Source organism: Massiliimalia massiliensis (genome assembly GCF_900155615.1).
Taxonomy (GTDB): Bacteria; Bacillota; Clostridia; order Oscillospirales; family Ruminococcaceae; genus Massiliimalia; species Massiliimalia massiliensis.
Window position 1 is genome coordinate 606127 of sequence record NZ_FUHT01000004.1, and the last position, 20266, is coordinate 626392.

The 20266-nt window shown below is 38.3% G+C and carries 18 protein-coding genes; 11 read left to right on the forward strand and 7 right to left on the reverse strand.

Translation table 11 applies throughout. The annotated features are described in order from the left end of the window. Nucleotides 1–91: 91 nt before the first annotated feature. Both CZ360_RS11485 and CZ360_RS11490 read left to right on the forward strand, forming a co-directional pair. Nucleotides 92–991, forward strand: a complete 900-nt coding sequence (locus tag CZ360_RS11485) for a carbohydrate ABC transporter permease (RefSeq protein ID WP_077534327.1) — start codon at nucleotides 92–94, stop codon at nucleotides 989–991. Between the two features lie 4 nt (nucleotides 992–995). Further along, nucleotides 996–1838: a carbohydrate ABC transporter permease gene (locus CZ360_RS11490; RefSeq protein WP_077534328.1), complete on the forward strand. Its 843-nt coding sequence runs from the start codon at nucleotides 996–998 to the stop codon at nucleotides 1836–1838. Between the two features lie 96 nt (nucleotides 1839–1934). Here CZ360_RS11490 and CZ360_RS11495 read toward each other — a convergent pair whose 3' ends face one another. Then, nucleotides 1935–2960 carry an IS6 family transposase gene (locus CZ360_RS11495; RefSeq protein ID WP_077534329.1) on the reverse strand — a complete coding sequence of 342 codons (1026 nt, stop codon included), beginning with the start codon at nucleotides 2958–2960 and terminating at the stop codon, nucleotides 1935–1937. A 123-nt stretch (nucleotides 2961–3083) separates the two neighbouring features. On the opposite strand from CZ360_RS11495, the gene CZ360_RS11500 reads away from it, so the two are divergent. The 3 genes from CZ360_RS11500 (at nucleotide 3084) to CZ360_RS11510 (ending at nucleotide 9636) form a co-directional block, all read left to right on the forward strand. Then, nucleotides 3084–6293: a LamG-like jellyroll fold domain-containing protein gene (locus tag CZ360_RS11500; RefSeq protein ID WP_077534330.1), complete on the forward strand. Its 3210-nt coding sequence runs from the start codon at nucleotides 3084–3086 to the stop codon at nucleotides 6291–6293. Between the two features lie 190 nt (nucleotides 6294–6483). Next, entirely contained in the window at nucleotides 6484–7866 is a 1383-nt protein-coding gene (locus tag CZ360_RS11505) for a GH39 family glycosyl hydrolase (RefSeq protein ID WP_159438269.1), read from the forward strand. Nucleotides 7867–7872: 6 nt separating this feature from the next. Further along, a complete protein-coding gene (locus CZ360_RS11510) occupies nucleotides 7873–9636 on the forward strand; it encodes a glycoside hydrolase family 2 protein (RefSeq protein ID WP_077534332.1) in 1764 nt (587 codons plus the stop codon). A 660-nt stretch (nucleotides 9637–10296) separates the two neighbouring features. On the opposite strand, the gene CZ360_RS11515 is transcribed toward CZ360_RS11510, so the two are convergent. The 6 genes from CZ360_RS11515 to CZ360_RS11535 all read right to left on the reverse strand — a co-directional run bounded on the left by CZ360_RS11515 (nucleotide 10297) and on the right by CZ360_RS11535 (nucleotide 13734). Next, nucleotides 10297–11190, reverse strand: a complete 894-nt coding sequence (locus CZ360_RS11515) for a C39 family peptidase (protein WP_077534333.1) — start codon at nucleotides 11188–11190, stop codon at nucleotides 10297–10299. Continuing rightward, a complete protein-coding gene (locus tag CZ360_RS11520) occupies nucleotides 11191–11535 on the reverse strand; it encodes a hypothetical protein (RefSeq protein WP_077534334.1) in 345 nt (114 codons plus the stop codon). 92 nt (nucleotides 11536–11627) lie between these two features. Further along, nucleotides 11628–12332 carry a DinB/UmuC family translesion DNA polymerase gene (locus CZ360_RS14400; protein ID WP_407656976.1) on the reverse strand — a complete coding sequence of 235 codons (705 nt, stop codon included), beginning with the start codon at nucleotides 12330–12332 and terminating at the stop codon, nucleotides 11628–11630. Next, nucleotides 12257–12877: a DNA polymerase Y family protein gene (locus CZ360_RS14405; protein ID WP_407656977.1), complete on the reverse strand. Its 621-nt coding sequence runs from the start codon at nucleotides 12875–12877 to the stop codon at nucleotides 12257–12259. The genes CZ360_RS14400 and CZ360_RS14405 overlap by 76 nt, the downstream gene beginning before the upstream one ends. 93 nt (nucleotides 12878–12970) lie before the next feature. Further along, on the reverse strand, nucleotides 12971–13327 hold the full coding sequence (locus CZ360_RS11530) for a helix-turn-helix domain-containing protein (protein ID WP_077534335.1): 357 nt from the start codon (nucleotides 13325–13327) through the stop codon (nucleotides 12971–12973). 155 nt (nucleotides 13328–13482) lie between these two features. After that, on the reverse strand, nucleotides 13483–13734 hold the full coding sequence (locus CZ360_RS11535) for a helix-turn-helix domain-containing protein (protein WP_077534336.1): 252 nt from the start codon (nucleotides 13732–13734) through the stop codon (nucleotides 13483–13485). 110 nt (nucleotides 13735–13844) lie between these two features. Between CZ360_RS11535 and CZ360_RS11540 the strand changes: the two genes are divergently transcribed. The 6 genes from CZ360_RS11540 to CZ360_RS11565 all read left to right on the forward strand — a co-directional run bounded on the left by CZ360_RS11540 (nucleotide 13845) and on the right by CZ360_RS11565 (nucleotide 20247). Next, nucleotides 13845–14384: an RNA polymerase sigma factor gene (locus CZ360_RS11540; RefSeq protein ID WP_159438270.1), complete on the forward strand. Its 540-nt coding sequence runs from the start codon at nucleotides 13845–13847 to the stop codon at nucleotides 14382–14384. Then, nucleotides 14381–15019 carry a DUF4367 domain-containing protein gene (locus tag CZ360_RS11545; protein ID WP_077534338.1) on the forward strand — a complete coding sequence of 213 codons (639 nt, stop codon included), beginning with the start codon at nucleotides 14381–14383 and terminating at the stop codon, nucleotides 15017–15019. Before CZ360_RS11540 ends, CZ360_RS11545 begins: the two co-directional genes overlap by 4 nt. A gap of 20 nt (nucleotides 15020–15039) precedes the next feature. Next, the gene (locus CZ360_RS11550; protein WP_077534339.1) at nucleotides 15040–15498 is read left to right on the forward strand and encodes a hypothetical protein; all 459 of its coding nucleotides are present in this window, start codon (nucleotides 15040–15042) and stop codon (nucleotides 15496–15498) included. 17 nt (nucleotides 15499–15515) lie between these two features. Beyond that, entirely contained in the window at nucleotides 15516–15962 is a 447-nt protein-coding gene (locus CZ360_RS11555) for a hypothetical protein (RefSeq protein ID WP_143530235.1), read from the forward strand. Between the two features lie 22 nt (nucleotides 15963–15984). Further along, the gene (locus CZ360_RS11560) at nucleotides 15985–16644 is read left to right on the forward strand and encodes a hypothetical protein (RefSeq protein ID WP_077534341.1); all 660 of its coding nucleotides are present in this window, start codon (nucleotides 15985–15987) and stop codon (nucleotides 16642–16644) included. A gap of 588 nt (nucleotides 16645–17232) precedes the next feature. Then, nucleotides 17233–20247, forward strand: a complete 3015-nt coding sequence (locus tag CZ360_RS11565; RefSeq protein WP_077534342.1) for a helicase-related protein — start codon at nucleotides 17233–17235, stop codon at nucleotides 20245–20247. Nucleotides 20248–20266 lie beyond the last annotated feature (19 nt).

Below are 20266 nucleotides of genomic sequence, written 5' to 3' on the forward strand. Positions count from 1 at the left end.
GTAGAACGTGTTCATATTCTATCGCCTATTTCTCTCAGAAATAGTAAAGGCACATTTTATTTAGCGTGTCTGGGAAAACAGAGGTGAGTTTATGACGAAAGGTATGAAAAAAAGCCGATGGAAAGATAATCTGTCTGGGTATTTGTTTATCTCTCCATGGTTGATTGGGTTTTTAGTATTCACATTGATACCCGGTGCTTTTTGTCTGTTTATTTCTTTTACTGATTGGGATATGTTTACAGATTACCAGATAGTTGGTATTCAAAATTATATTGATTTATTTCATGATGATCTATTTTTGAAATCATTATGGGTAACTGCCCGGTTTGTAGTGACGAGTGTTGGAATCACAATTATTTTGTCACTTGCACTTGCATTATTATTGAACATAAATTCCAAAGCCATGTATTTCTTTCGAACAGCATTCTATATTCCTTCCGTAGTCTCGGGAATTGCGGTGGCGCTGGTCTGGTCTTGGATTTTTAGCCCAGACTTTGGAGTTATCAATTATGTTCTGTCGTTATTTGGAATCAGTGGACCAGACTGGTTGGGAAATCCGGCATATGCTCCATGGGCTTTTTTGATTATTATGTGTACTACTTTTGTTGGGGCTCCAATGGTTATCTTTTTGGCAGCTCTACAAAATGTACCCCCTCATCTTTATGAAAGTGCTTCGCTGGATGGAGCGGGTGCTTTTGCGAAACTTTTTTACATAACTTTACCTGAAATCAAACCGATTATTGTATTTAATCTTATCACAACGGTTATTGGAGCATTTCGTACTTTTACACAGGCTCAGACATTGGCCGGAACGGATGGCAACCCAGGACACTCCTTGCTGTTTATGGTTATGTATTTATATAAAAAAGGGTTTAATGACATGAAAATGGGATATGCCTCTGCGATAGCTTGGGTTTTCTTTATCATAGTATTAGTCTGTACTTTGGTAATTATGAAGTTTTCAAACAATAATGAAGATAAAGGGGTGTAATTAGATGAAACAAAAAGTGGTTTCTTTCTCGCGACTATTCCGGTACCTGGTCCTGATCGCGCTTTCAATTTTGTTTATTTTCCCATTTTACTGGATGCTGTCTACCTCTTTGAAAGTCGGAACAGACATTTTTGCGTTTCCGCCTAAGTTGATACCAAACCCTATAACTTTTCAGTGGTATGGAGAAGCTTGGACAATGCAGGATTTTACCCTTTATCTTATAAATACCTTAAAAATCGTGGGATGCAATGTTATACTTGCAGTACTTTCTTCTGCGCTTGTTGCATACGGATTTGCAAGAATTCGGTTTCGTGGAAGAAATATATTATTTGTAATTGTACTTGCTACCATGATTTTGCCGAATGAGGTATTGATTCTGCCTCAGTATATGGAATTTAATCTGTTAGGATGGATCAATTCACATGCTGCTCTGATTGTTCCGAATATGTTTGGATTTCCATTTTTTATCTTTTTGATTCATCAGTATTTGAAAGGGATTAGTTCAGAATTGGATGAGGCTGCAACAATAGACGGCTGTAACCGATTACAGATTTTCTTTAAGATTTTATTACCGTTGTTAACGCCTGTTTTGGCAACCTGTGTTATTTTCCAATTTATGAATACATGGAACGATTATATGGGACCGTTGATTTATCTGCAAACTCGTGATAAATGGACCATGGCACTGGGAATTGCTTCGATTAACAGTGAGCGACTTTACAGTTCGGTAAACTGGGGACATAGAATGGCAATGTCAACTCTCTACTCTATTCCCCCGTTACTCGTATTTTTCTTTGCTCAAGATAAACTAATTGGAGGAATATCCATGTCTGGAATGAAAGGATAATTTAATAGCAAAGGTCGAAAGTTGAAAACATTGGGTCTTTAAAATGGCACTGTAAAGTAAAAATGAAAAAATAGGACCCAAGATCAGCGAATATAGTTACGCAACGAGGAGAAGCTCTCGTTTACGCTTTTTGGACAGATGAAGGCCAGCACACTGAGCCGGAGTAAGACCGTTCAAGGCGGAGTGAGGGCGGACAAACTTGTAGAAAAAGATGAACATGGAAATGAGGTTGTTGGCAGAAGCAAAGGACGAAAAGCCCTGTTTGGTTTTGTACCATGCCTTAAATTGCTTGTTGAAGCACTCAATGAGGTTGTTTGTAATATCATCGTGGAAACTCTCCACACGGATGTGCTGCACCCCATGTAGCGTCTTGACAGGCATCTGGTAAGCAAAATAGCGGTCGCTCACAATGGCCTGCGGAGCCCCCATAGGCTTCACGACTTCCAGTATGGTAAACGCTTGCGGGCTGTCCCTGTGGCGGTCGAGATGGAAGCCGAGGACAAAACGGGTTTCGCTGTCCAGAATGAGCCAGAGATAGTATTTCTCCCCCTGTATCTTGACCACGGTTTCATCGGCGTGCCATTCGTCTGAATTAAAATTGAGTGTCGGAATGAGCTGTATGGCAATGTTTTGGAACAGTGGGGCGAAGCGGGTACACCAATTGCTAATGGTTGTGTGGGACACCTGGACATTCATCACGGTACGCAGGATCAGAGCGATATTGCGGAAAGAGTTTTTGCCTAGGTAGAACATACTCAAGGCCATGAGGATCACATGGACAGGGTAGCGCATCCGCTTGAAGTCCGTCTTGCCAAACAGCTTGGACATGGACGGGACTGAAACAGCGGTAGGCTTTGGTACGAACAGGGAATGGTTGCACTTCTTGTCACAGTAGCGATAGTTGCTGTAATGCTCCCTATCGTGGTGCAGGAAGGTGGCTTTCCCACAGACTGGGCAGGAAGGATAATTCGGATGCCTCTCCTTGGGCGGTGTTTCCGTCGCCCACTGATGTCCGCACTTTTTGCACCGATACTTTTGATGACCATGAGCATCTTTTCCGTAGCGATAAAAGTCTGTTTTGTTGTTGCACTTTGGGTAGCTTAACTGGTATAATTTTGCCATGAAGACTCGTCTCCTTTCGGGAGGTACTGTGTTTTGTGGTGAAACCATTGTACCAGAAGGGCTGACGGGTCTTCAACTTTCATTTAGCTTTACAGTCCGTTTAAAATAAAAAGGAGGATAAGAATGAAAGGGAAAATCAAAAGATTAACATCACTCTGCCTCGTGGCCATATTGACCACGGCAAGCTTATCAATCAGCATCCCTACAGTGAAAGCAGCGAGTGTGGAAGTAAACGTTAATTTTTCACTGGTTGCGGACTATCCTTTGGTAAAAAACAAAGTATCGCCTTTTAATTCCGGATATGTAGGAGAAGAACGGTGGCTTCGAGACATGTACTTAGCGGATGAGTTAAATATTAACTCCTTCCGGTACGAAACCGGTTGGGGCATGGGGGAAGGAGTTGATGCTCTAAACAACAACTTTGCTTACCGACATGAATTGGGCGCACCACAAATTTTTGGATCAGTAGACAATTTGCAGTATAATTTTTCAATTATGGATCACATTACAGATGCTTTAAATCTTGGGGGCATGAATCCTATGTATATTCATGGCTATAGCCCACAAGTGCTGCAAAGTGGAGATAGCTTTACTTCAAAGCCGAACAATATGAACGCATGGAAACAAGTAAATAAAGCTTTTGCTCAGCATTGGAAAGATACTGGTCGCAATGTAGGGTTTTATGAGATATGGAATGAACCCGATCTTGTGCCCATTTTCTTTACGGGAAGCAAGGAGGATTATTTTGAAATTTATCAGTATGGAGCTCAAGGCGTAAAAGAAGGAGATTCTGATGCAAAAGTAGGCGGTCCGGTTTTGGCATTTACATCCGACTGGACACCAGACTTCTTAAACTATGTTTCGCAAAATAATCTGCCGTTAGATTTCCTGTCTTTTCACAAATTTGGTTTTCCGCAGGATACAGTACCTGTTTATCGCAATTATTTAGATGGAGCATTTTTTACAACAGAATTGATTCTCTCGGAATATAATTCCTATCAACCAGGAGTTCAGTATCCTGATTTTCATCAAGATGGTGCGGTAGATACGAATAAAGCGGCCTATATGTTGTTACATGATTTTAATTATTTTATGCAGCAACCAGATCTTACAAAAGTTTATTGGGCTCAATTTAATGATCCCGAAGTATTTGGTGATACAGCTGACCGTTGCGGAATGATTAACAATGATGGACGACGAAAAGCAGTTTTTAATGCATATAAGATTTATGGTGATATGCCTGTTGATCGTAAGCAGTTGACAATTAGTGATTCAGCTATCGAAGGAATGGCATCTGCTGATTCTCATAAAGCGGCAGTAGTCCTTTGGAATATGTTTGAAACAGATAAGTCTGTCGACGTATCTCTTGATGGAATCCCTTTCTCACAGGGAACCTTAAAGGTACAGCGTATTGATACGCAGAATGCAAACTATAATGTCAATCCTCAATCGGAAAACTTACAAGTTACAGAGTCTAGAACAAATATCAGTACCTCTGGGCTTACATGGAGTGGTACAGTCCCCGGAATGAGTGTGGTATATCTGACGGTAGAAGATGGTACATTCCTTACTGATGATTCAAAGAAGGATATTGCTACAGTTGTTCAGACAAATCATTATTTCTTCGAAAGATCAAAGAGTAATTATGCCACTTTTGATGAAAACACATGGACGGCACGTTTGGGTATGGTAAACGAAGAGTTTGCTGACTCTTTAGTGGGCGTAACCGTCGAAGATTTACCGGATTCTTTCCACGTTAATTGTGAAGTTAATGGAACATTACAGGATAAAGACAACAACAGTCTTTTGGGAATCCGCATCGATTATATGGTAAATGGTTCCTATCAAAAAGGTGTTTTGTTCCATGGAGGTCTGTATCATTCAAATAGAGAGAGCAAATTACCTTGGGGTACTATGCAACTACCAGATCAAGTGGTTCAAGTATCCAATTTTTCCGATTTCTCAATCAATCCGGCTGATTATGCTCCGGCAGGATGGAATAATGGACGAGTAATTATTTCATTTGAACAGCAGAATGCAGGAAAGAACACACAAGCAAAATTTAGTATCAATAAGGCTTCAGCACCGGAAAAAGAATTGATAAACTGGTATACTATGGAAGACAATGGATATTTTGCTAACGATAAAACTGGAAACGGATTTAATGCACAGCTTTATGGCGGCGCAACTTTTACCGACGAAGGTCTTACCGGAAAAGCAATGATCTTTAATGGCGATAGCGCTTATGCTGATTTTGCAAATAAAGTCGAAAATGATTTCACTATAAGTTTTTGGATGAAAACCACCCAGACCGGTGGAACTGGTCCTTGGTACTATGGTAAAGGCTTAGTGGATGGTGAAAATCCAGGCGTGACCAATGATTTTGGAGTCAGCCTATTAGGCGATCGTTTGGCTTTTGGTGTTGGTAATCCGGATACAACAATTTATTCTCAGACTCCTGTAAATGATGGCGCATGGCATTTGTGCACAGTCACTAGACAGCAATCTAACGGAAAAATGAAACTTTATATTGACGGAGAACTGGAAGCTACCGGTACAGGTAGTACACAGGCATTAGATACGGTAACAACGCTCAATTTGGGGCGTATTCAAACCGGAAGTAATTACTATGAAGGGTTACTTGACGATGTGCGTATTTATAATTACCTCATCCCGGAAGGTTTGATTCAGGAACTCTCTGGTGATAAATTCCTAAATGGACAATATCATTTTGACAGTGTTTCCAATACAAAAGCCATAGACTCCTCTAATAAACAAAATGATATCAATCTTTATGGTAATGTTGCTACTATAGTGGGTCAGAAAGGAAAAGCTCTGACTTTTGACGGGTCCAGTTATGGAACATTAACCCGAAATATCGCTGATGATTTTACAATTGGTTTCTGGGTAAAAACAACGCAAACGATGTCTGGGACGCAATGGTATGAGGGTGCAGGTCTTCTAGACGGAGAATGCCCAGAAGTAACCAATGATTTTGGGGTTTCCCTATTAGATGGAAAGTTGGCCTTTGGTACTGGTCGTCCTGATGTTACCATAAAATCCAATACCAGTATCAATGACGGAAATTGGCATTATTGTACAGTAACAAGAGAACGCCCAAGCGGTAAGATGTCTCTGTATGTAGACGGTATCAAGGAAGCCGAGACTATTGGTGGAAAGAAAAGTTTATATACACCTTTGGAACTAGATGTCGGTCGTATTCATAATAGCACAACCAACTACTTCAAAGGCAGCATGGATGAACTGGTCATTTACAATCGTGCATTTTCGGATAATGAGGTAAAAGCATTGGCAAACGGAGAATTAAAATAATCCATTTCTGAACCCGTCCCTCTTGAGACGGGTTCAGATCTGTTGATTCAGCTGAAAATTTAAAAGAAAATTTTTTTAAACAATTCTCTCGTATTTTATGTATTTATAAGTAGAGGCATTATTTTACGCATCTTGTGTCGAATCAAAAGAAAATGGTCATTTTTATAAAAAGAAAGGAATGGTCAGAAAGATGAACAGAGCAGAACCAATTCAACAACCGCTTGCAGTTACAGTAGATTTTTCTGAAAATCAAGAAAGTTTGAATTTCAGAAAGCTGGGACTTTATGTCTGCACTTATGTAGATTTGGAACGGATTTTAAATGACATAAAACAAATAAAGAGACTTAATCCTCGGGCATTTCGCTATGACCCCGGATGGGGATTTGGAAATGATAATCAGTTCAATTCTCCCAGGGAAATTGATTCTCCACAGATTTCGGGAACAAAAGATGATATCAAAATAAATTTTTCCGGCATGGATCAACTAACTTCCACCCTACAAGAGGAGATGGTTGATATCATGTATGTTCATGCTTATAACCCCTTGCCGCTTCAGGAAAAACAAAAATCTGGTGGAAACATGAATGAAAATCTTCAGATGCGTAGTAATTGGAATACGATGCCGGAAGATATGGAAGCATGGTGTGAACTGAATCGGCAATATGCTGCGCACTGGCGTGAAAAGGGTTGGAAGGTCAAATATTATGAAATCTGGAATGAACCGGATCTGCAGCCTGTCTTTTTTACCGGCTCAATTGACGATTACCTGAAGATTTACCATTATGGGGCACTTGGGGTGAAAAAAGGAGATCCTGATGCTTTGGTTGGTGGCCCTGCAATTTCCTTTGATCTAAATTGGATAAAACCATTTTTGGATTATATCGAACAGAATGAACTTCCCTTGGATTTTTTTTCTTACCATGCATATGGCGAACCAGATAAAAATCTAAGAGAATTAAAAGAAATCTTAAATGGATATGATCGATTTCGCAATATTGAAATTTTATTAACGGAATATAATTCCTATGTTCCTGCAACACCAGATTTTACTGAAAATGGTACAATTGAACATCTGCAAGCTGCGCCTCGAATATTACACGATTTTACTTATTTTGCAGCTCAAAAGGACATAAAAACAGTATATTGGGCTCAATTTAATGATCCTGAAGTCTTTGGAAAAGGAGTGGATCGTTGTGGAATGCTAGATTTGAAAGGTAATCCCAAACCGTCATTTGGAGCCTTTGAATTATTAGCGAAATTTCCCGAAAAGGGTTCTCGGTTATTCACTGATAATGAATCGGTAGAAGGCATTTTTGGGGAGGAAGATGGACAGTACGGCGTGTTGGTTTGGAATATGTCAGCAGAAAATAGGAAATTATCTTTAGAATTTAAAAATTGTTCTAAAAAAGAATATATACTTCATCTTTATAAATTAGATGAGAATAACTTGGTTTCCAAAAAACCAATAAAGCCTTTTGACACTTTTGTTATAACCGGCTCATCAATATCGATTAAAGAGGACTTGCAACCCTATGGTGTTATAGAAGTGATTTTGAGTGAAAGAGAGAAATAAAACAATATGGAAAAAACAATAATTCCGAGAGCAGAATATCCTCGTCCAGATTTCCAAAGGGAAATCTGGTTAAATCTAAATGGAACATGGAATTTTACTTTCGATGACAAAAATTGTGGAGAAAAAGAACGTTGGTATATGCATGGTACATTCGAACGGGAAATTTTAGTGCCATTCTGTTATCAAAGTCAATTAAGCGGGATTAATGAACAAGAGCTGCATGAAGTGGTATGGTATTGCCGAAAGTTTCAAATTCCACGACAAATGGAGGGTAAACGAATAATATTGCATTTTGGCGCTGTTGACTACATTTGTCGAGTTTGGTTAAATGGATCTTTTCTTGGGGAACATCAAGGAGGACATACTCCCTTTTCTTTTGAAATTACAAATTTTCTTACTGATGAAAAAAATGTTTTAACGGTGATGGCACAAGATGATTGTTCTTTAGATAAACCAAGAGGAAAGCAATATTGGGGAAAAGAACCGGAACGATGTTGGTATACACCTACAACAGGTATTTGGCAAACCGTATGGTTAGAAGCTGTTGGAAAAAACTATATTCATCATATGCGTATCACCCCAGATATTGATCGTCGAATTGCTATATTGGAGGTTTTTCTTGACCAAGAACCTAACGAAAAGTTAGAGTTAACTGCGTTAGTTTCGTATCATGAGAAAACTTGTCGAGTAATCAACACCAAGGTATATGAAAAATATATTAGGCTAATTTTAGATATTAGAGAAGAGGATCCTGTGGATGAGGTGCATTATTGGTCACCTGAAGAGCCGAATTTGTATGATCTTTGTTTGATGTTATCTATAGATGGTGCAGAAGTTGATAAGGTATCCTCCTATTTTGGAATGCGGAAAATTGAGGCAAAGAATGGCATGATTTTGCTGAATAACAAACCCTATATTCAAAAGATGGTATTGGATCAAGGGTATTGGCCTGAGAGCCTAATTACCCCTCCTAGCGATGAGGCAATTTTGCTTGATCTTGAAATGACAAAAAAATTTGGTTTTAATGGTGCTCGGAAACATCAGAAAATTGAAGATCCACGTTATTATTATTGGGCTGATCGTTTAGGTGTCTTAGTTTGGGGAGAGATGCCAAGTGGATATCAGTTTAATACAAACGAAATTGTTCGCTTGACAACTGAATGGATGGAATTTTTAGAGCGGGATTACAACCATCCTTGTATTGTGTGCTGGGTACCCTTCAATGAGTCTTGGGGAATTCGAAATGTATTTCAAGATGAGCAACAACAAGCATTGGCAAGATCATTATATGAATTAGCAAAAGCGTATGATCCAATTCGCCTAGTCAGTACGCAGGACGGCTGGGAACAGATCTGTCCATCTGACATCTGTGGAATTCATGATTATACAGCGAATGTCGAAGAGATCTTAAATAAATACAAATCCCAAGAAACAATTATGAAAAGTCATGCCCAAGGCAGAATCCTTTATTCTGAAAACAATCAATATGGGAAACAGCCTGTTCTGATAACAGAATATGGCGGGATCGCTTTTTCGGGAACTTCTGATAAGGAATGGGGATATTTTGGAACCGTAGAAGATGAAGAGGAATTTTTCAAACGTTACGAGGAAGAAACTCTTGCTTTTTGGAAAAATGATTATGTATGGGGATATGCATACACACAGCTTACAGACGTTGAGCAAGAGGTGAACGGCTTAATGACCGCAGATCGTCAGTGTAAAGTAGATTCAGATCGCATAAAATGGATTAATGATTTGTGTAATCGTTAGGTATATTACAAATTCTGATCAAGAAGTTTTAACCAGAGAGTTGATTTAGTCGAACCCAGGTCGAGATTTGAAACTCAAAAAATAAGACATCCAAATTTTGACCTCTTTTTTATGACATGAAGTCAATATTTAAGCTATTTTTTTGAATTTATTCATTTTTATAAAAGTAGGACATCAAAAAGTAAAACTGAAAAATCACAATGTAAAAATAAAAAAACAACCAAATCCGAACCCTCAATTCTCATTTTTCTTCTAGGCATAGGGGTAACAATTCCGTCACCCTAGCCCACACCTGCGGTGAGCAATTCGCACACCGTGGGTTTTCTTTTTTGATATAACAATAGCCTGCTTTCCTTCTGCATCATATGCTGTTTCTACCGATTCCTTATTGTAATAGGTGAGTGCGCGGGAATCCTGCGGATCGTTGAAGATATAATTGTTATCGTCATATCCTACCAACAGCAGACAATGGAATGGCCGATTTTCATGTGATTTTTCTTCCGTCAGTATACCATGTAGTTGTCTTGGAAATCTCTCGCATCTGTTGTGTTGCAAAAAAGATGACAGGAATATTTTTATCGATATATTCGGAACATAAATCAGAAACAGATACTCCGCGGAGTACCTTAGAGGTGTAGTTGGTATCAGGCAGGAATTTATTTAAAGCAAGCTGGATTGCTTCTGCAAAACATCCCCATCCTCCGGTAGATCGTGGATTCCCTCCAAAAACTCAACATACGGATTAAATCCTTTAGTTGAACCTTTGTTAAGATATTTGTCAATAAAAGTATCTACAGTCATTTGGTTTCCAATGTGCCTGAGAACCATCACAGTAGAAACGCTCTCACATCCTGTCGGATATTTTGGATATTGAGAAATAAATGAAACATTGATGATCTTATAATCACCAGTTAGCGTATGTGTTGTTCCGTTAGTATCATTTTCCTCAATAATTTCTACACCGTTAATATTCTGCACGTCATTTCCTGCATAAGTACTTTCTGTATCTAGCAGGCCATCAAGACCATATTTTGTTTTTGCCTGACGCATCCACTCAGAATCAGCATTACTTACCCAAGGTAGCCATCTTTCCTCAACATGGACACGATACATAACAATGACGCCGGAACGCAGTCTAGTCCCATCTTTATCATACGCTTGGATATGCAATAGCTGAATGGGTTTTCCCGGTAAACCAGCATAATCATTGCTGGCTCGACCTGTACTTTTCACAAGAGGCAGATAGTCAGACATCCCTTCGTTTTTTGTCTTGTATTCCAGATAGTAATTTTTACTGGTACTAGTTTGAATTTTGATTCCGTCAATTTGTGGCGCTAATGTTGCATTAGGAAAACTCTCCCAATTATTTAAGTTATTTACCATATAACTTAAATTCAGCGAGGCTTCTCTGCCTGTGAAATCACCATCAATTACAGAATCCTCATCATAAACACGAATTTCCAGACCATCAATATCTTGTCCCTTGTTACCTACATACCAACTAGAGGTATCAATTGTACCGTCCAGATGATATTTAGTATGTACACTTTGCATTCATTTTGGATCAGCGTTACTGACCCAAGGCAACCATCTGCCCTTAACAGAAGCACGGTACATTACTACGATTCTAGAAGTGAGTTTTGTACCGGATTTTGTATATGCCTGGATCTGCAGTTGTTGGATCGGTTTACCCTTTGCACCGGCATAATCGTTTTCATTACTTTTAACAAATGAATAGAATGAAGTATTTTCTTTATTACATGTACGATACTGAAGATAAAATGGACTACTAGAAAGAGTTCGAATTTTAATACCATCCATTTGACTGGAAACTTTATATTTGAATTCTTTCCACGAACCATTTTTTAAATAAGATGTCGTAAGGGTGTATAGTAACATTTTAATTTCCTCCTTATAGCTTTTTTATTTTGTTAGCTAACACTCTATAAAGAGAAAATTTGATCAAAAAAAGCAACCACTTTTTTTTAATTTTAAAAATTTATATTAGCGATAAATCTAACCGGATGTATAATATGGTCATGTTTCGGATCAAGGTTTGACAACTCCGGATCGGTCAGCATGATTCCACGCTGAATACTGAAATGCCCATACCGTTCCCTCAGCTTGTCGATTGCCCTGTCCAGTTGTTCCAGTTTTTGAAGCTTGAATTCTTCCGGGAATAGTGATAACTGCTCATTCCCCATAACTGAAAGCTGGCAGGCCCGAACACTTAAACTCCGTACGGGTTTCTCCGGCCGATGAAGTTTAAACAAGAAAAATGATTGATCAAACAGGTCTTTTACTGTTCGGTTTGGATAGGTCATCGCTCCCTGACGTTCATAAAAGTGCAATTCCTGATCCCGTATTCCGATCTGCACTGTCCTGCACACAAAATCATATTCCCGCATTCTTGCCGATACACTTTCGCACAGAACATACAGTATAATCTTTATATCTTCATCAGTCACAAGATCTCTAGGAGTCGTCGTGCTGTTTCCAATGGATTTGATCATTGATTTTGCTCCGATATTGGATACCGGTGACTGATCCAGCCCGTTAGCAAATTGCCAGAGCATTACCCCATTTTTCCCTAATATCTGTTCCAGAAAACGCACATCTGTCAAAGCCAAGTCTCCAATCGTTCTGATTCCGTATTTTCGCAGTTTTTGGTGAGTTGCTTTCCCGACATACAGCAATTCACTAACCGGAAGCGGCCAGACTGTCTGACGAAAGCGTCCGGAAGAATAATCGTTGTCGCGTCCGGCTTTTTCAAATCAGAGCCAAGCTTTGCAAAGACTTTGTTGAAAGAAACTCCAACCGAAGCAGTGATCCCCAGTTCCTTTTTGATTCGTTCCCTTAATGTGTCGGCGATTGTTTTTCCGGAGCCAAATAAACCTGTACTGCCGGTTACATCAAGCCAGCATTCATCCAAACCGAATGGTTCTACCTGATCGGTATATTCCGAGTATATTTCTTTTGCCCTTTGAGAAAACTGAAGATACTTGTCATAATGAGGCGGGGCGAAAATAATGTCCGGGCATTTTTGCTTTGCAAGCCACAGCGGATCACCGGTCTGTACTCCAAATGCTTTGGCTTCATAGTTTTTCGCAAGAACAATGCCATGCCTCTGCTCTGGATCTCCGGCTACCGCCATTGGTTTGCCTCTATACTCAGGATGAAAAAGGCTTTCTACGGAAGCATAAAAGTTATTCATATCGCTGTGCAGAATGACCCGATTCATAACAAAACCTCCGTAAACTTTTTTCTTAGTTTACGGAGGTTTCCTTTGTATTATGCTTTCAAGCATAGTTTAAAATAACTAATAATATTTTCATCATTTATGATGTTGAGCGATACTTTTAATCAAGCCAATGATATGTTCGCGTTCTTCCATACTAAGAGATTTCAGAGCTTCCATTACTTCTCCGGCAGGGACAACTCGTTTTTCTAACTGAATCTCACCGCTATAATCTCTCCAACTGCTTTTTATTTTTGTATTGCCAAGCAGATAATCTATATTCACATTATAAACATTTGCTAATCTCTTTAAAGTATTCAAATCAGGTTCACTGATGTTTCTCTCATATCCTGAGTAAGTAGAACTAGCAACTCCTACTAACCTAGCAACATCATCTTGAGTATATTTCGTACTGGAGCGTAGGCTTTGTAATTTTCTTCCTAGTCCTTCCATACCCTAAACACCTTTCGTATATTTTGTGATTTTATATTATCATTGAAATCTAAAACTTATCATAATATTATTAGATTATAATATTTTTATATTGATTTTATTAGATTTTAGTAGTAAGATAAAAATAGAAAACTGGGTATAAGATACCCAGTTATTTATCCGATTTCTTCTTCATCAAATGAATAATCATTAAGAACTTGAAAATCCAAAAATTCAGATAAAGTCATATTAAAGGCTAATGCAATGCGATGTAATGTTTTCACACCGGGATTTTTAGTTTGACCTCTCATAATGTTGTCTAAAGTAGATTGGCTGACATTGCTAATAGTAGATAAATAGTTGATTGAGTAACCCCTTTCACGGCAAAGGCATTGAATACGCTTTATAAGTATATCTTCATATTTCATATGCCTCACCCTTTCTCAATCGTTTTTATATTATTATCATAGCAATCGTTATGCTGTTAATTACCCGAATATGGGTAATTAACGAAATAAAAAAGAAAAAGGTGACCAAAATGCTGACTAATCTGCTGTTGCTGCTTGAAAACGAACAAGAACGTAAGCAGTTTACAGAGATTTATCAGTTATGTAAAAATAAAATGATTTCCGCAGCCTTTCAAATCTGCCATGATACCGATACAGCAGAGGATATTACTCAGGAAGCCTTTGTCAGAATGATTGGTATTTTTGAAAAAATTAAAACGATGGACAATATCCGGCTTCTTTCTCTGGGAATTGTCATTGCTAAGAATATTGCTATTGACCGTTGGCGAAAGAAAAAGGCAGCAAAACGTGCAGAAGAACGACTAAAAACCAACCTATTTTCCCAGCCCGCAGAAGAAAAGTACCTTGCAAAAGCCCAAAAAGAGGAGCTTATATCCGCAATCTATACTTTAAAAGAAATCTATTCGGAGCCGCTTATGCTGCGTTATTATCATGACCTGAGTATCAAACAAATATCCAAACTTCTCAACATATCTTATTCAACTGCAAAACAGCGAATATGCAGAGGAAAACGCCTAATATATAAAGCCTTGAAGGAAATGGAAAAATGAAACAGTATCAGAGAAATTTGCGTACTGCTTTTGAAGCAGTCGCTGAGGATATGATACATTCAGTACCGGACATAGACTATGTCCCATCTGTCAAGTTGGAACAATTCGTAGAACAGCTGGAGCAGAAGCATCAAAGAAAAATTACAATACACAAACGAATTGTAGTTGTTTTCATAGCAATCGTTATGTTGTTAGCACTGGCTTTACAGTTTGAACCGATTCGACGGTTTATCCAAGAAAAATTTGAAGAATATACGAAAGTGTTTTATGGTACATCATACGAAATGCAGGGCGGTAACTATATTGCGAATACTTTTACTATTGGATATTTGCCTGAAGGATTTATCCTGAAAGAAGAAACTGACATGGGAATTTTCATGCTGTACCAGTTTGAGGATTCAGCACATTATTTCCGATTACAACAGTATTCAGTTGAAGATTATCAATCTTCTCTTGACACAGAACATCAGGATATGGAACAGGTGCAGATCAATCAACAGGAGGGAACGCTGATTCAGATAGATAGTGAAATATTTATGGTTTGGACTTTGGATGATTCTGTTTTTACATTGGTCGGAAACTTATCAAAGGGAGATATGATTCAGATTGCTGAATCTATCACAATACATTCTTAAAAGCGAAAGGAGAAAACAAAATGAGTAAGACAATCACAAGAGTATCAGCATTTCTTTTTAGCGTTCTGATGGTATGTACAATGAGTGTCGGCGTATTTGCAGAGGAAGCCCCTCCAATTTCTGATGAGCCGGACGTTCCAGTTACTGAGGAGATTGATCCGCGATTCTCCTATATTATCGCTGCTACCTCAACCATCGGTTTTAAAAATGGGCAAGCTACTGCCGGAAGCACTTTAGATGGAAAAAAATCTCTTACAACGAAAATTACGATTTATACATATTTGCAGCAATATAAAAATGGGACTTGGATTAGTATAGGCGGCTCCAGCAAGACCACGAATAGTTATTATGCGTACAATACCTATTCCAAAACCATTACAAAAGGATATAAGTACCGTACAAAGTCCGTATTTTATGTATATAGCGGTTCAAATTTGGAAACGCATACCAACTATAGCAAAGAAGCTACATATAACTAGGAGTGTGAAACAGCAGAATGGAGCAAATAAAATATTCTCGGAGAGAGATTATTTTTCTAAGTTTAATTTGCGTGGTATGCTGCTGTATGCTTATGTTGTCTAGCACGTCTTTGGGACACAGAATACTATATGATATACACTGCTGGTATTTCGACACATTTTATGGTGAAGAACATGATGGCTCTATCAGTCGGTACGAAAATGATGAGTTTGTTATCGAATATCTTCCCAAGCATTCCCTGCTGCGTACAACGATCACTTCCGAGGACGAAATTGCGTTGGATTTTGAAACCTATTTTCACAAATATTCTATTCACATAATGAAAGAAGGCAAAGAACCTAGTTTTTGGTTTGCAGAAGAATCAGTTTTCGCATATGAAACCAATCATTGGGTTATATCCTTTCATGGGGATCTTTCGCAAAGTGAGTTTGAAAAAATAGCGAAATCTTTTCAGAAAGTTTAAAGTATAAGGAGGAAATAGAAGAATGAAAAAATGTCTTGATCCATATACTTCATCCATAGAGGGATATTTAAGCCGAACTGAGCAATTAGAAAAGCTTGAGCGAGAAATCAGTGTTTATCCAACGGAACACCCTATTTATACATGCAGCCAGTATGAAACGCTTTTTCAAAATAATATAGTTCCTTCAAGTTTTTCCAAATGTCGGGACATGATTTTAGATTTCATGCAGTATCATAATGAAACAGCCTATTTATATGGAATTTCAATGGGTATTATGAATTTACCTGACAAAGAAAACTTGACAGAACAATATTCTATCGCTCACAATATGTATGTGAAACAGTTTCAAAGAAAGTTAGAAAAACAGCTCCGTTCACTTTGGGAAAATGGCGATACAGATTACTTCAAACAGCTTTACCTAACTGCTCAGGCTGTGGACAAGAGGCTTCAAATTGATCAAATCGGATACATCCTTCTTGGATGGCAGAATGGGATAAAACGTTCTCATGACTATAGTCCCAAACAATATGATCATAAGTTTGAAGACTATTGCAAACAGCAGATGCAGTGGTTAAATGAGCATATATTCTGTCAAGAATCGATAGGCATTCTTTCAGATATTTTTGAAAAATTCCTATTGAGTCACCAACAGCTGGATGATAGCTGTGCTGTTCGTTTATAAAAGCAGAGACTGGAGAATAATATAAACCATTTTAGGCTCTGATCTCGCCATGTGGTGTGCTGAATAAAATTTTAGCCTAAAGCTGGCAGTTATCCTTTGTTTAATGTATAAATTGCTCCAGCTCCTGTTTTTATTTTTAAAGAGGAAACAGAATTTTCTGTTTCCTCTTTTTATTGTTATAATTATTAAAACACATAATAGCTGAACAGTATGAAAAACAGAACAGAAAATCTTCATTTAAAGATTTTAAAATACCACAAAAACTATAACAGTATGTACAAAGATAATAGGAATTTTTATTTCTTTATAATTGTTAAATTACTATTCCGATAGCAATATATAGTGGATTGTATTGACAATGTATACTAAATATTGTATAATAAAACCAATTTGAGGTTTGAGTATTAAGTTTCAATGAAACTAAAGTTTGAGTAAAAGGTTGGAATTATGCCATATAGGCTAATTCTGACCTTTTTATTTTTCTTTTAATAAATCAAAGCAACCAAAAAAGGCTGCGTTATTTTCCCTGTAACAGAGAGATAGCGCAGCCTTTTTGTTGATATAGATACTTTAAAATTGAAAGGATTGATGAAAACAATGAACCCCCAGTCCCTGATCCAAATATCATGTGAGTATAAAGAAAGCGTAATTGGTATCACCAATTACGCTGACATGATCGTATTGGATCGGGAAAATACCATTGTTGCAATTCGGTTTGGAGGCTATCCGGAAACCGTATTAGCAATGAGTGATGCTATTATCAGCGGCTGTTCTTTGAAGATGTTTTATCAACATGAACAGATCGAGATCCAATCACTCCAAACGAAAAATTATGAGAGGAAAATAACCCGAGACGGAGTTTATGCAGAAAGTATTTATTATCGGAAAGACGATACTTTGCAATCACTTTGTGTAGGACTGAATAAGGAGGACGATAAAGAGAATGACGATGAAACAATAGACATTAAGCGCAATCTGTATTTTTTTTGCGAAAATGATGATGATCTGTTTGATGAATTAGACAGGAAATTAGCAGTGCCGCTGATTTGGGATTTTCAGGATTACTTTATTTCCGAATTAAAGACGAGAGGTCTTTTACAAGAGATGAGAGTTTTCTGCCTTTGGAAAGAATTTCGAGGTTACTATATGAGTGTTTCGTCAGATGAAATGGAAATAGCGCAAATATTGGAAGATGGACTAAAAAATGGAGATATTTCAATTCCTAAAGCTCGAAACCACAATCCTGTTTGGGAACAGATCACCTCTTTCACTAAATATTTGAAAATATTTGGAGATCAAATTGTAAACCGTATTAAAGAGAGTTTTCCGCCGGTCTATAATCCGGAAGAAGAACCTGTTTGCAAAGAATTGGAAGAAGTGAATCAGTTTATTATAGATCATGCCGGATATTCTCTGTTTGATGCTCAGTTAAGAGCTGCGGAGGCTCTCAAACGCTGTATGGAAAAGGATAAGCTTGCATTTCTGGTTGCGGAATGCGGGACTGGAAAAACCAAAATAGGGAGTGCCGCCATTTACGCATATCAGCATAGCGGACTGCGAAGACAAAGGAAAAATTTCAATGTGGTAATTTGCCCCTCTCATATTACCGGGAAGTGGGTTCGTGAACTGCATGAGAGTATTCCGAATTGCTTTGCGCAGCATGTTTCCAGCATTTCTGATGTTGACCAGCTATATCGTTTTTATCAGAGCCATGATACCACAGTATATTGTATCTTATCAAAGGAAACAGCACGTAACGGATATATGCGTCAGCCAGTTGTGCGTTGGAATGAAAGGCGGCATTCTTTTGTATGCCCAAATTGCGGAAACGCAATAGACTTTATGGTAAACGAAAAAATCCTTACAGATGACTGTCTGGATGCATTAGCTTTCCGAAATGAAAATTCAAGGAATCATCTGTGTCCAAATTGCGGAGATCCGCTATGGGAAGCACTGAATCCATCAGACATTCGATATGAATGGGTCAGGATCGGTGGTTTTGGTTTCGTGCATCGAAGATTTTTAGGATTGGGTTTAGCGGTTAGTGTTAATAAGGAGCACTCTGAGAAAATTAAAGAGGTAATTCAAAATCCAGACGGTGTTTTTCCAGTTGTTGGTGCATATAGGAGATATCCTTTATCATCATATATTAAAAAGAAATTCCATAAAATAGACGCATTGCTTATTGATGAGCTTCACCAATATTCAGGAGAAAGCGCCCAAGGACAAGCGATGGCTGAACTTGCCGGTATTTCTAAGAAAGTAATCGGAATGACCGCAACACTTGTGAATGGCTATGCAAAAGGTATGTTTTATCTGTTATGGCGTCTAAAGGCTGATCTTATGATTTTAGATAATCAAAGATACGATAATTCAAAAGCTTTTTGCCAGCAATACGGTGTGATAGAGGAAATGTATGAAGTTGATCTGTCAAACTATAATGCTTCGTCTAAAGCGACAAAGCGCAAGATTCGAGAGAAATTTCTGCCCGGTATTTCACCGATCGTTTATTCCAGATTTTTAATGGAAAATGCAGTGTTTCTGTCGCTTACGGATATGGGAAAAGAATTGCCGGACTATGAAGAAATACCACTTCCATACCGCATGCGGGATGATGTTTTGCAGGAATATCGAAGAATCGAACAAGAATACAAGAGCATTATGGCAAAGATGCCGGAAATCGGTAATCTGATTACATCATCTTGTATGAATCTGCTTTCTGTATATCCGGATCAACCGTACGATCAGAAAGCGATTTATGTTCCTCTGCGTAAACAGAAACAAGGCTGGGATAACGAGCCATTGATTGTCCCGCAAAATATTGGAAACAGTTCTGTTTTTCAGCCTAAGGATGAAGATGTCATACAGTTGGTGGAACGTAAAATCGGTGAAGGAGGGCGCGTTATTATTTACACAGCCTGGACGCGGCTTGATACACAGCATAAAATACAAAAATGGCTGATCCAAAAAAAGATACCGACAGCAATATTAGATAAAAAAATACCAACGACAAAACGAGAAGCATGGGTAGATAAACGCGTCAGAGAAGGCATTAAAGTGTTGATCGTAAATCCTGCAATTGTAGAGACTGGATTGGATTTGAACGCATTTACTACATTGATCTTTTACAATATTGCATTCAATCTGTATGTTTTCCGTCAAGCCTCACGGAGAAGCTGGAGGATCAATCAAACGGCAACTAAAGTCGAGGTATATATGACTTATTATGCAGATACCATTCAGCAATCTGCTTTAAGGCTCATGGCCTCTAAGCTGTCAGCAGCAACAGTCATAGAAGGAAATATTTCTGAAGAGGGGTTGGCCGCTTTGTCTGATTGCAATGATCTTACAACGCAGCTTGCCAAAGAATTGATGAAAGGTGTGAAGGAAAATGTGACCGATTTGGCAGATAGCTTTAAGAAAATGGCGCTGATCGGAAATCAAAAACCAATGAATTCAGTGCAAAAAGCAAAGCAGTCATCAAATCAGAAACAGGAGCCACCTAAGATCTTCAGTCCGGTAACAACTCAGAAATCCAAAAAACAGATTTGGAGTCCGAAAGAAATAGGACAACTTGATATCTTTGATTTACTCGCCTCATAAAACTGTATCAAAGATGAAA

What these genes read in the sequence shown, in the direction of transcription:
- CZ360_RS11485 (WP_077534327.1), top strand. Translation starts at nt 92, where the DNA reads ATGACGAAAGGTATGAAAAAAAGCCGATGGAAAGATAATCTGTCTGGG.
- CZ360_RS11490 (WP_077534328.1), top strand. Translation starts at nt 996, where the DNA reads ATGAAACAAAAAGTGGTTTCTTTCTCGCGACTATTCCGGTACCTGGTC.
- CZ360_RS11495 (WP_077534329.1), bottom strand. Translation starts at nt 2,960, where the DNA reads ATGGCAAAATTATACCAGTTAAGCTACCCAAAGTGCAACAACAAAACA.
- CZ360_RS11500 (WP_077534330.1), top strand. Translation starts at nt 3,084, where the DNA reads ATGAAAGGGAAAATCAAAAGATTAACATCACTCTGCCTCGTGGCCATA.
- CZ360_RS11505 (WP_159438269.1), top strand. Translation starts at nt 6,484, where the DNA reads ATGAACAGAGCAGAACCAATTCAACAACCGCTTGCAGTTACAGTAGAT.
- CZ360_RS11510 (WP_077534332.1), top strand. Translation starts at nt 7,873, where the DNA reads ATGGAAAAAACAATAATTCCGAGAGCAGAATATCCTCGTCCAGATTTC.
- CZ360_RS11515 (WP_077534333.1), bottom strand. Translation starts at nt 11,190, where the DNA reads ATGCAAAGTGTACATACTAAATATCATCTGGACGGTACAATTGATACC.
- CZ360_RS11520 (WP_077534334.1), bottom strand. Translation starts at nt 11,535, where the DNA reads ATGTTACTATACACCCTTACGACATCTTATTTAAAAAATGGTTCGTGG.
- CZ360_RS14405 (WP_407656977.1), bottom strand. Translation starts at nt 12,877, where the DNA reads ATGAATCGGGTCATTCTGCACAGCGATATGAATAACTTTTATGCTTCC.
- CZ360_RS11530 (WP_077534335.1), bottom strand. Translation starts at nt 13,327, where the DNA reads ATGGAAGGACTAGGAAGAAAATTACAAAGCCTACGCTCCAGTACGAAA.
- CZ360_RS11535 (WP_077534336.1), bottom strand. Translation starts at nt 13,734, where the DNA reads ATGAAATATGAAGATATACTTATAAAGCGTATTCAATGCCTTTGCCGT.
- CZ360_RS11540 (WP_159438270.1), top strand. Translation starts at nt 13,845, where the DNA reads ATGCTGACTAATCTGCTGTTGCTGCTTGAAAACGAACAAGAACGTAAG.
- CZ360_RS11545 (WP_077534338.1), top strand. Translation starts at nt 14,381, where the DNA reads ATGAAACAGTATCAGAGAAATTTGCGTACTGCTTTTGAAGCAGTCGCT.
- CZ360_RS11550 (WP_077534339.1), top strand. Translation starts at nt 15,040, where the DNA reads ATGAGTAAGACAATCACAAGAGTATCAGCATTTCTTTTTAGCGTTCTG.
- CZ360_RS11555 (WP_143530235.1), top strand. Translation starts at nt 15,516, where the DNA reads ATGGAGCAAATAAAATATTCTCGGAGAGAGATTATTTTTCTAAGTTTA.
- CZ360_RS11560 (WP_077534341.1), top strand. Translation starts at nt 15,985, where the DNA reads ATGAAAAAATGTCTTGATCCATATACTTCATCCATAGAGGGATATTTA.
- CZ360_RS11565 (WP_077534342.1), top strand. Translation starts at nt 17,233, where the DNA reads ATGAAAACAATGAACCCCCAGTCCCTGATCCAAATATCATGTGAGTAT.